Annotated in this window: 9 protein-coding genes and 1 other annotated feature (1 of these 10 only partly in view); of the genes, 7 read left to right on the forward strand and 2 right to left on the reverse strand. The window is 41.6% G+C overall.

What is annotated here, in order from left to right; genetic code table 11:
• Positions 1 to 129: a binding site (T-box leader), on the forward strand (it extends 158 nt beyond the left edge of the window).
• Between the two features lie 194 nt (positions 130 to 323).
• The gene (trpS, locus tag QZ995_RS21920; protein WP_301811814.1) at positions 324 to 1319 is read left to right on the forward strand and encodes a tryptophan--tRNA ligase; all 996 of its coding nucleotides are present in this window, start codon (positions 324 to 326) and stop codon (positions 1317 to 1319) included.
• Between the two features lie 186 nt (positions 1320 to 1505).
• Positions 1506 to 2372, forward strand: coding sequence for a hypothetical protein (locus QZ995_RS21925; RefSeq protein WP_301811817.1), 867 nt, complete (start codon positions 1506 to 1508; stop codon positions 2370 to 2372).
• Positions 2373 to 2442: 70 nt separating this feature from the next.
• Here QZ995_RS21925 and QZ995_RS21930 read toward each other — a convergent pair whose 3' ends face one another.
• Positions 2443 to 3078: a copper amine oxidase N-terminal domain-containing protein gene (locus QZ995_RS21930; RefSeq protein WP_301811819.1), complete on the reverse strand. Its 636-nt coding sequence runs from the start codon at positions 3076 to 3078 to the stop codon at positions 2443 to 2445.
• A 423-nt stretch (positions 3079 to 3501) separates the two neighbouring features.
• On the opposite strand from QZ995_RS21930, the gene QZ995_RS21935 reads away from it, so the two are divergent.
• Positions 3502 to 4164 (forward strand): cupin domain-containing protein, encoded by a 663-nt coding sequence (locus QZ995_RS21935; protein ID WP_301811822.1) that lies wholly within the window; start codon positions 3502 to 3504, stop codon positions 4162 to 4164.
• 66 nt (positions 4165 to 4230) lie between these two features.
• Here QZ995_RS21935 and QZ995_RS21940 read toward each other — a convergent pair whose 3' ends face one another.
• Positions 4231 to 5223 (reverse strand): LCP family protein, encoded by a 993-nt coding sequence (locus QZ995_RS21940; RefSeq protein WP_301811824.1) that lies wholly within the window; start codon positions 5221 to 5223, stop codon positions 4231 to 4233.
• Positions 5224 to 5577: 354 nt separating this feature from the next.
• On the opposite strand from QZ995_RS21940, the gene QZ995_RS21945 reads away from it, so the two are divergent.
• From QZ995_RS21945 to QZ995_RS21960, 4 genes are all read left to right on the forward strand, one after another.
• Positions 5578 to 6234, forward strand: coding sequence for a response regulator transcription factor (locus QZ995_RS21945; RefSeq protein ID WP_301811826.1), 657 nt, complete (start codon positions 5578 to 5580; stop codon positions 6232 to 6234).
• 3 nt (positions 6235 to 6237) lie between these two features.
• A complete protein-coding gene (locus tag QZ995_RS21950; RefSeq protein WP_301811828.1) occupies positions 6238 to 7677 on the forward strand; it encodes a sensor histidine kinase in 1440 nt (479 codons plus the stop codon).
• Positions 7674 to 8414 (forward strand): hypothetical protein, encoded by a 741-nt coding sequence (locus QZ995_RS21955; protein WP_301811829.1) that lies wholly within the window; start codon positions 7674 to 7676, stop codon positions 8412 to 8414. Before QZ995_RS21950 ends, QZ995_RS21955 begins: the two co-directional genes overlap by 4 nt.
• A gap of 185 nt (positions 8415 to 8599) precedes the next feature.
• On the forward strand, positions 8600 to 10459 hold the full coding sequence (locus QZ995_RS21960) for an acyltransferase family protein (protein WP_301811834.1): 1860 nt from the start codon (positions 8600 to 8602) through the stop codon (positions 10457 to 10459).
• Positions 10460 to 11266 lie beyond the last annotated feature (807 nt).

Consider the following 11266-nt stretch of genomic DNA (forward strand, 5'->3'; position numbering starts at 1 on the left):
GCAGTCTCACCGATACAAGAGACAGGTATTCGAGCAAAGGTGATGCAGAGCTAGCACTTGCTCCGATACAGTTAAGCGCGCTGTGAATGCAGCGAATAAAGGTGGCACCACGGGTTTCTCGTCCTTATTTTATAAAGATAAGGATGGGAAGCCCTTTTTGCATTTCTGTAAACAAAATAGAGGGAATCGGACAAGGAGCGTGATGAGAATGGAAGATGGTTGGTGGTGGCTTTATCAACTGAATGAGATAAATAAACAGAGGGAGATCAATGCCTTTCATACCCCACGATCTCCGCTCTCAAAACGAAAGAGGCTGATTATCTATGAAGAAACAAAAACTGGTATCAGGTATCCGCTCTACAGGTGAATTGCATTTGGGTAACTATTATGGCGCAATGAAAGGCATTGAAAAGTTTGTAAACACATACGATGCTAATTTTTTTATAGCAGATTTGCATACCTTGACCACACATCCAAGTCGCGGGCATATGTCTAAACATGCTCTAGAAGCTGCCGCCAGCTATTTGGCTGCAGGCCTGAATCCTGAGCATTGTACGTTTTATACACAATCCTCTCTCTCAGCCGAGGTTGCGGAATTATCCTTATATTTAGGAATGGTCATGCCTTTAGGTGAGCTGATGAGATGTCCAACATTTAAAGAAAAGGCGAAGAAGCACCCTGATAATGTGAATTATGGTTTAGTGGGATACCCTGTGCTAATGTCAGCAGATATCCTGCTGCATAAAGGTGAAGTAGTACCTGTTGGTGAAGATCAATTGGTGCATTTGGAGATGGCACGGCAAATTGCTCGGCGTTTCAACAATATGTATGGTGAGGTTTTTGCATACCCGCAACCGTTGGCAGACAATGCTGTTCGTATTCCTGCACTACATGGTCAGGGTAAAATGAGTAAATCAGACGGAGCAGATACGTATATTAGTTTACAGGATGAGCAAAGCCAGATCGCTCAGAAAGTAAAAAAGGCATATTCTGATCCAACTCGGATTTATCTGCAGCAACCAGGTCATCCAAGTGTACAAGGCTGCAATGTTTATCATCTGCACACGTTTTTTACAGATGAGCGGGGACAACAGCAGCTTCGAGAGCAATGCTTAACGGCATCAATCGGGTGTGTAGCTTGTAAACAGCGACTGGCTGAAGAAATCGAACAAATGGTGGAGCCCTTCCGTACTCGCAAACAGCAACTTACAGAAGAACAAATACTCGATACCCTGCAACAGGGTGCTCAGAGGGCTCGGCAATCTGCACAAAAGGTGCTTCAGGAGGTACGGAATGCCATAGGAATTCTGATGGTGTAAATTTGCAATGAATGATTTTTTTGTTCTTTATATTTACAGTTATGGTATAATTAGCACATTGGTTCCGTCATGTAACTGGAGTGAAGAAAGACAGCTTCTTAAATACTAAAAATGTGCAGCTTGTATGAATATATGTATAAGAAAGATATATAATTTTTGTACTTTTAATACAAAGGAGCTGTTTAAGTGAAAACGATCCCTGCGCTCAAGCATGCAACTACGGCATTTGCTGTCTGTCTAAGCCTTTGTTCCTCTCTTTTTGGTATTTCTGAATCCGCACAAGCGGCTGGTAATCTAGAGCCGGATTATGAAGTGAAGCTGTTACTCGATTCGAATAAGGTGCTGTCTTCTGAGCATAAGCTGTTGCCGGAAGTGCTTAACGCGTTTAATCTGCCTAATTCCGCTATAAAAATGAATGTACAGTTTCTGGATACAGAAGATCAGGATTTGAATCATGCAGGCTGGATTAGTCGGATCCGCAAGTCGGACAGTAAGGAGCATCTGGAAATCACCTATAAAAAAAGATATCCCATTGAAAACAATGACATTGATGCTGCCTTAACAAAGGCTAATAAGGAAGGCTTTGATGCTACAGACACGAATTATGAAGCGCAGGTTGAATGGGGCTATAAGCAAAAAACATTAAGTATTTCCAGAAAGAAAAAAATGAAACAATCAGGTTTTCAAGGAATACAATTGCCTTCTCTCACAGACTCCATTAAACTACTAACGGCCAATATACCTGGAAAGATGGATAAATGGCTGTACCCTGGATGGGGGAGTGAAAAAGTAGGACAAGCAAGAATATACGGTCCTGTTCTGGCAGAACGATACACAGGAACATGGAATGGGCTGAAGATTGATGTGGAAATTTGGCCGATTAAATCTGCTTCCAAAGGCAACTTGGATTATATTGTAGAAGCTTCCTTTAAAACTGCCAAAAGCAGAGAAGCCTCAGAGGAGCAAAAAAAGCTAAAGGCTTTTTTAGAAGCAAAGGGATGGTTTTTGCCAAAAGACTCATTGAAAACAGCTTTGATTTTGGAAAGATATTAGTCCTATCCCTATCATATCCGGACAAAAAATCCTTGAAGATAATCTTCAAGGATTTTTGCTTATCATTTAATTACTTCATGAACATAAACTGAATGGATTGTTTAAGCTGATTTAGCATGTCCACGCTTTCTTTAAATTCCGGGCTTTCTGGTTTATCCAAATATGGTGCTTCACTCGGTGTTTGCAATGCATATACCTTACCGTCCTGCATTCCCAACATGGTAAAGAGTCCTGTATCTGCATATTCATCTTTATCCCATACGGTTTTATTGATGATAAGCACCCTGAAGAAAAATTCCGGTTTTACTGCCTTATTTTTCGGTACATATTGAAAAATAACTTCATTTGCTTTTTTTTCTACTTTGATCTTATCCTTCCATTCAGAAGGGAGACTGATCAAAGCCTTTTGATTCTCAATTACATATGCATCCTTGCCAGTTATTGCTCCATTTTGGCTAGATGCTTTGCTTTTTACGTTTACGATCTTGTTTTTTTGGTCCCACTGCACCTCTCCTCCGAGAGATTCTGCCAAACCTCGTGCAGGTACGAGTACCCGGCCATTAATGATTTGAGCTTGTCCGTCAATTTTCACTTCTTTCCCATCGACCACCACTTTGATGGCTGGAGCAGCGTAAGCCATGCCTGAAACGAGCAGTGCTGTAGCTACTACGCCGCAAAAGAACCCTTTTTTCCCTATCTTCTTCATGTTGTGTCTGTCTCCTTTAGTGTTAAATATCTGTTTATTGACAACATTTTAGATCTAAAGCATACAGAATATTCATGAGAAAAAGCAAACACCAAATCTGGCTGTATTTTCTTAATTTCCTGTATTTCGCGAAATCTGGTCTGATCAGCATGGCTACACAAATCGTTCCTCGAGCCAGCACGCTGTACAATCTTTTTAACCCCCATGTACTGTTTTTAATAGAATCCGGTAGTTCAGGAAGGAGCCTCTTTACTTTAAAAAGACGGAGGAGATAAAGGGAACGTTTCGTTTTTCTTATAAAATCCTGCAATGTTATCTCTTTACAATTTCAATATCGTGTGCAGCTACGCGCCTCACCTTGAAGTGGGCGAAAGCATACCTTACCGTAGGATTACTTACTCCAGAAAAAAGGAAGGTATTTACATGGCTATTTCTTATATGGACTATACTTCTCCATCGACTCAATTTACCTACGACTTGAACAATAACCCTATTTTTCAAAAGGATTCCCGAAACTACATTAATGAGCTGTCTATCATGCAGTTAAATACGCTGGGAAATGTCTCTTTACTTGACATTTTTCTTAGTATCAGCAATATTGTTGAACCACATTACCATCAGAATGCGTCAGAACTTGTATATTGTATTTCTGGCTCCGCTGTGGTGTCCTTAATAAATCCATTCACAAATGAACTTCTAAACTTTTCTATTACTCCAGGTCAAGTGGCTAACGTACCTATGGGATGGTGGCATTACGAAATAGCGTCTGAAGATAACACGCATTTATTAGCTATCTTTGATGCCCCCATTCCCGAAACAATTTTTGGCTCAGACATACTACGATTAACCCCATCAAACATACTTGCCTACACATATTGTTTAAACGAGGCTAAAGTTAAAGATACACTTGCACCAATTCAAAACACGGTAGTAATCGGCCCTCCTAAAAATTGTGATTTACGTCATGTCAAAGGGAAAATGCAACAACAATACCAAAATACGACCTACGCTTATCCACATCAGGATTATCCTGCAACCTATGGAGAAAAATCATATATCTCACAGCTTCCTTCTCAAGAAAGGTGATTGCAAGTAACGCAAAAGAAAAATGACCCGAGTTTCCTAAAGCCGTTCTCAAGTCATTTTTCTATTTTAGCGATCCTGAATCACTAATTCCTGCACGAATTCACGAAGCTTCTCATTGTCTCGCACACTCAGGACAGAGGCCCCTTTAACTGACGTTCCCTTAATCAACTCCATCGGCGGTACTTGCGCTAAGCCGGCTATGTGGCTTTCCACACCGAGTTTTGCCAACTTTAGCATATCCGGGATATCCAGATTCGTCTGGATGAAAGGTGCTACACTCTCTAAAATTTGCTTCATCCGAAATAGGTTCCAGTCGGATTTCAGCTTTTTAGCGATGACAAGCAACAGGTTACGTTGTCGCTCAGTCCGGGTGAAATCGCTCATTGCGTCATGGCGGAAACGCGCGTATTGTAGCGCTTTGTCTCCATCCAGCAATTGTTGTCCCTTCCGCAGGTGGATGTCGTATTGGTTACCGTCAGTTTTGTCGGTGTAGTCCATGTTTTTCTCGACATAAAAATCGATGCCGCCGATTACATCGATGAGTGATTTGAATCCTTCGAAATCGGTATATACATAATATTGAATATCGAGACCGAGCAAGTCGCCTATCGTTTTCATGGCAAGGGTAGGTCCCCCTAGCGCGAGTGCGGTGTTGATTCGTCCTTTGCCATGACCTTCGATTTCGACATAAGTATCCCGAAGCACAGACATAAGATGTGCTTTTTTCGTGGTGGGGTCAATAGTTACGACCAGCATGGAATCGGAACGCGCTTGATCGTTCTTCTTCAACCCCCGATTGTCGCCGCCCATAAGCAGAATGCTGACGCGTTCGGTACCTTCCCATATGGCAGGCTTCAACGCTTCATTCTCCTGCTCCTGGATTAGGATGGTATCCTTTGGTTTGTCCAGACTCTCAAGTACAATGTAGGTGTCAATGAGCTGATAGCCTAAAAAAATGATGATGCCCAAAAGCAACACTCTGAAGCTGATCAGCGCAAACCTCCATGTTTTCCTTTTATGATTTCGATTCTTTTGCTTTTCTTCCAAAATCCATGACATGTTGCTCCTCCAATAATTTCATCCATTTTTCGTTGGTGTTCACATTTTTAGTCGCGTCCGGGGATGCAACCAGTGTAGTCGGCGAATATATGGTAAATAAGATGGACTTGTAATGAAGTTGTAAAATGTCAAATTTCTATAAATTGCATGAATGCAGTGCTAGGTTCGCTCTGTTGCATCTCTTACTATATGAAAAAGGGGAGAATGAGCCGTTTTAGAAACAATCTAATTCCTATTTCATTCGTTGCATTTTTCACAAAGATAGATATTGTCCCTATAAAAATATTCTTTTTTCATGTAATATCAGTAACAAAACAATAGAAACCATTCATGAAATGTTAGGTGATTACGAAGATGCAAAAGAAGATATTAATTGTCGAGGACGATATTCATATAGCCAAAATTATTAAAATGAATCTTACAATCGTGAACTTTTTAACGACCGAGGTACATGACGGTCTTTCGGCACTGGAGGCGGTGAAGCGAGAGAAGTTTGATCTTATCCTGCTGGACGTTATGATTCCGAAGCTGGACGGGTTTTCGCTGATGGAAAAAATTAAATCCTATCACATACCAGTTATTTTCCTGAGCGCGAAAAACTCCGTGTATGATAAAGTCAACGGACTTAAACTAGGGGCGGATGATTACATTGTTAAGCCCTTCGAAGCGATTGAACTCTTGGCTCGAATCGAAACAGTGTTACGTAGATACGGCAAAGAAGACTCTATAATCAAGTTTCAAAACATTGAAGTGGCGCTGGACAAACGAGAGGTGACCATCCAGGGCCAACCGGTAGAGCTGACTCCAAAGGAATACGATTTGCTGGTCGTATTGCTGAAAAACAAGAACATAGCACTATCCAGAGAGCAGTTCCTTGACAAAGTATGGGGCTGCGACTACTGCGGTGAAACAAGAACTGTCGATATGCATATCAAATCGCTACGCAAAAAGCTTCAGCTACAGGACCATATCAGGACGATTTATAAAATTGGATACCGGCTGGAGGATTGATGGATGAAGTTTTGGCAGAAAATATACTTATTTTCCATTCTTGCATTCGTTCTCATCTTTAATATTTTTTCGATAATGGTCCTCGAGCGGAATCACACGAAAATGCTGGAACAGGAAATCAATAGCGCATTAAGTCAGTACATCAGCATTCATTCTAGCGTAAATGCAATCCTTCCAATCCTTCGTATCTATGATTCCGTCGATTACGAAAAAACAGTATTAACCAATATTGCTAACGAATTTGTCGAGAAAAACAGCGAGCAACGAATCTATTTGCAGATTTTAAATGACAGCAATCAGGGGATTTTCAGCAATACCGATTTCAAGATGCCGTTTGAGCGTAAGGAGCTGGACAAGCTCGATGCAGATGAAATCAAATATATCTTGCGAGATATTGATGAACGTACGATATTGTTTGCGACGAATATAACGTACATTAATCATAAAAGATACGTATTCACCTACATGAAGGATTTTACGCCGGTGTATCAGGAGCGCGCAGAACAGTACAGCTTTTTCTTCAAAGTGGATGTAGCTGCCTGCTTCCTTTACATGCTCATTATGTACTTTGTGAGCAAAGGCCTGACGAAGCCGATCGATCGTCTAAATCGAACGGCTCAGGTTATTGCACAGGGGGATTTTTCAGAACGAGTTCAGCTAACAACAAAGGATGAAATCGGCGTGCTGGCGCAGAATTTTAACGAAATGGCTTCGGTGGTTGAGGATAAAATCAATGACTTGGAGCTACACAATCAACAGAAGCAAAGGTTTATCAATAACTTTACTCACGAATTAAAAACACCGTTGACCTCGATTATTGGATTCGCCAATTTTCTGAGAACAACTAAATACAATGAGGAGATATTTTTAGATGCTCTTGATGTCATTTATTCAGAGGGAAAGCGGCTAGAATCCTTTTCGTTAAAGCTGATGGATTTGGTTTTCCTCGAGGAGCACCATTTTCAGATGGAGGAACATGATCTTAAAGCCACAATTGCCGAAATGGAACCTGTGCTGAAAATGAAAGCGAGAGAAAAGCAGATTACCATCGTTATCGATTGCGAAGAAGGGTCGCTGCTTATGGATAAGGATTTAATAAAAAGCTTAATTTTCAATCTTGTAGATAATGCGCTTAAAGCTTCCGCCAAACAGCAGAGCATTACACTTCGCACCTGCTGGAGCAATAACCATTGCATCCTCGAAATAATTGATCAGGGCATAGGGATTGCCAAAGAGCATCAGGATAAAATATTTGAACCGTTTTTCATGACGGATATAGCAAGAACGAGAAGCAATAATGGAGCGGGCTTAGGTCTCTCCATATGTCACAGTATTGCAGACATTCATAAAGCCAGTATCAAAGTGATTAGCGAAGTCAATCAAGGTACGACAATACAGGTTATTTTTAATGGGACGGGTCAAAAGGTTGGGGTGCAACAATGAAAAAATATCTATTTTCTATTGTAAGCGTGGCGTTTTTAGTAATGACGACAGGTTGCACTGGATTTTACAATGCGATCGAGAAGGACACTGTCATGGTTAAAAAAATAAATAATGAGCACAAGAGCAACGAGGTGGAATATGAAGGGGCTCTTTCTCAAGATGCCATGAGGATGCTTAGCGTAAATGCCGTTAACAAATATTTTAATGAGAAGCTCACTGTAGATGATGTCCAATTTGAGCTATCGGTGATTGATCAGAACAAGCTGAAGAATCTAGTCGAAAAAGTATTCAAGGGACTAAATCCTGAAGTAAGTGAACATGTCGAAAAGGAGCTAAACAAAATTCCCAGTGGGCTGTACTATATGACGCTAACTGTTTCGACCGGTACCAAAGATATTTACGATATTATCTTGAATGCCAGAGACGGAGATGTTCTTAAAATCTTGAAAGTAAACGGAGCGAACTTCTTTGGTGACACATCTCCCGGTCGTAATCTGTTTGAACTGGCTGATCAGTTTATCCAGGAAAAAGGAGGTTCTGAGCTGGCGTCCGATCTGACATTGGATCAGGATGCTGTGCGGGTTGGGATCAAGACGGAAGTTTATTATAAGAGCAAGACTAACAAAGCGTGGAAATATAACGTGATGATAAATCAAAGAACAATGAAAGTGATTGGCTTTAACAAGGATATCATGGCAATGCTCAATTATTATTCAGGATCGACCTCTTATCGATAATCCTAAGACTGGCCGCTAGTTGCGGCTGGTCTTTTTTTGTGCGGCATCGACCTTAAATCTCAACATTTTACAACTTGATTACAAGTCCATCTCACTTATCATATAATCCCGTACTACACTGATTGCATACTCCAAGTTATGGTGTGTTACAAATGTTAGAGGGAGGTCAAGTTTCAGTGGAAGCGATGTATCGATTGAATAAACCGCATGTAAATATAGAGGGGGGCAGTCGACGATATATGCCGGGATTGGACGGGATACGGGCACTAGCTGTTCTTGTCGTGGTGGCATATCATTTTGGGTGGAGCGGAGTCTCAGGTGGACTGCTGGGAGTTAATGTATTCTTCGTTCTGTCCGGGTATCTCATAATGGATCTATTGGTGGAAGAGTATCGGAGCAGAGGGCGGATCGATCTGAAACGATTCTGGTTCCGTCGCGCACGCAGGCTACTTCCAGCCCTGCTACTTATGTTACTTGTTGTTTCCGTAATTCTGGTTATATTGGATAGCAGTCGATTCGTCTCGATTCGGGGAGATATTTGGGCTGCGATCATGTACATGAGTAACTGGTACTTTATTTATCACGATGTGTCATACTTCGAGAGCTTTGGTCCAGCTTCTCCTTTCGGACATCTCTGGTCACTGGCAGTCGAGGAGCAATTCTATCTTCTGCTACCGTTGTTACTGTTTGGCATCATCAGATTCACAAAGCCTACGTGTGGAAAGCTTGCGCTGTATTTGTTGGTCGGTGCAGCAGTATCTTTTGGTACGATGGTGCTGCTATACGATCCTAATACGGACCCGAGCAGGGTGTATTATGGTACGGATACGCGAGCATTCGGATTTTTGATCGGAGCTGCACTCGCGCTTGCATGGCCAAGTCGTATTCTTGCCACGCCTTTGTCACGTAAGGGAGCTGTTGTACTCGATATTGTAGGTGCTATCGGCGGAGCTATTGTCGCTTCCATGATTGTCTTTACCGGAGAATATGACGAGTGGCTGTATAGGGGGGGCATGGTTGTCCTCTCAGTCGCGGCGGCATTGGTCATTGCTGCTGCTGTAAGCCCGTTCACTACTGTGAGCAAACTGCTTGCTTGGAAACCTCTCAGGTGGGTCGGTCAGCGATCATATGGCATTTATCTATTGCATTACCCGATTATCGTTTTAACAGCTCCTGCAAATCCTGATACGAAAGTCAGCTTTTTCCTTCAGCTTGTTTTACTAGTGGTGATTATATGGCTGGCAGCGCTGTCTTATAAATTCGTAGAGTCACCTTTTATAGAGTCATCTACTTTAATCGAAGGCTGGAAACAAAGTAAACTCAAATTGCGGAAAAACATAAACCAGACCTTCATTCGACGTCGAAGATTATCTGTATTACTGTCAATCAGCATGATTGTTCTCTTATGCGTCTCTTGTGCCCAGCGTGTGAGCGAGACTTCGGGAGCATCTTCCGAAGAAGTGAAGCAGGAAATGACTCAAGGCGATACTAAGGACGAGCTTAAGGAGGAACGCAAGGAAGAACCAGAGCTACATGAATTGCTGATACAGTCACAGAATGTCCAGACATCTGCTTTACAATCCGATGGGGTAACTGCTATTGGTGATTCAGTCTTGCTCGGTGTTGCTCCAGAACTAGAGAAGCTTGTACCAGGTATTATCATCGATGCGAAGGTCAGCCGGCAAATGAAAGATGCACAAGCTATTGTACAACAGCTTGAATCTGAAAAACGGCTTGGGAAGTGTGTCATCATCGAGCTTGGTACCAACGGCCCCTTTACATCGGATACGCTAACGAACCTGCTCGATACCCTTGGCGAAGAACGACAAATTATTCTCATTAATACGAGAGTTCCGCGTAACTGGCAGGATAAGGTGAACCAGGAGCTGAGCAGGGCAGGTGAGGAGCGTTCCAATGTTAAGGTAATCGATTGGCATTCCTATAGTGCGAACCAATCGGGCTGGCTCACTAATGACGGCATTCATTTACAACCTGAAGGAGCAAAAGCATACGCCTCGCTGGTTGCCGAAACGATCAGTAATTAACAGACAGACTGTATCTTTATCGGACAAGGTTATGCAAAATGCTGCTACTTGTTTGAAGCAGCGAAAGTACGGATAGCTAAATGAAAAAAACGGTAAAAAATGAACCTGAATGACGCCACATAGTACGATTGCAGACTGGTTTACTAATTAAGGGAGCTAGATTTCAAGTTCAAAGCAAGTTTCTTATCAAAAGCGGAACGTAAGTGGAGCAGTCTGCCGCAGCAATGCTCCACTTTTCGTTCAACTTACGCATAGGGAAACAATTCATCTAGAGAAAACTAGCTCTAAAACGTTGAATTGGCCGGTCAATATTACTACGTTATGTACAATGGATAAACCTTAATCTAATACTATATAAAGCCTATTTTTATGTTCCTTCGATACAGATGTCGACAGCAGAGTGTTATAATTATCTAACGTCAACGGGAAAGAGCAAGCCTTCTGACATCTGTTTCGTTTTAGCATTCCATCGAATTGATTCAATCCCAACGGCCTATAGTTTCCAATGCTTCGAATAATAAAGGTTCCTAATTATATAAAAACCAGTCCCTTTTTAACCGCACAGGCACCTAATCAGATGAATGTAAAAACAAGATGTAAGCATAAAACAGTCCTCAACTTACAAATTTGTAATATTAGTGTCACCTAATTAAATAGTAAACATTTCCCCTTTATCTTAGAATACAAGTTGTTCAAGTAAATGATGGAAAAATGAATGATGGAAAGAGGTGATGATTTCTGACATCATGAGTAAAATCTTCAGGCTATTTGTCGATGTATTGGTAAATCCTTTGTAAAGATATTTTG

It is taken from the genome of Brevibacillus laterosporus (assembly GCF_030489605.1).
GTDB lineage: Bacteria > Bacillota > Bacilli > Brevibacillales > Brevibacillaceae > Brevibacillus_B > Brevibacillus_B laterosporus_E.

Coding starts and splice junctions, on each gene's coding strand:
- QZ995_RS21930 (WP_301811819.1), bottom strand. CDS start 3,078: ATGAAGAAGATAGGGAAAAAAGGGTTCTTTTGCGGCGTAGTAGCTACA.
- QZ995_RS21940 (WP_301811824.1), bottom strand. CDS start 5,223: ATGTCATGGATTTTGGAAGAAAAGCAAAAGAATCGAAATCATAAAAGG.
- QZ995_RS21950 (WP_301811828.1), top strand. CDS start 6,238: ATGAAGTTTTGGCAGAAAATATACTTATTTTCCATTCTTGCATTCGTT.
- QZ995_RS21955 (WP_301811829.1), top strand. CDS start 7,674: ATGAAAAAATATCTATTTTCTATTGTAAGCGTGGCGTTTTTAGTAATG.
- QZ995_RS21935 (WP_301811822.1), top strand. CDS start 3,502: ATGGCTATTTCTTATATGGACTATACTTCTCCATCGACTCAATTTACC.
- QZ995_RS21960 (WP_301811834.1), top strand. CDS start 8,600: ATGTATCGATTGAATAAACCGCATGTAAATATAGAGGGGGGCAGTCGA.
- QZ995_RS21945 (WP_301811826.1), top strand. CDS start 5,578: ATGCAAAAGAAGATATTAATTGTCGAGGACGATATTCATATAGCCAAA.
- trpS (WP_301811814.1), top strand. CDS start 324: ATGAAGAAACAAAAACTGGTATCAGGTATCCGCTCTACAGGTGAATTG.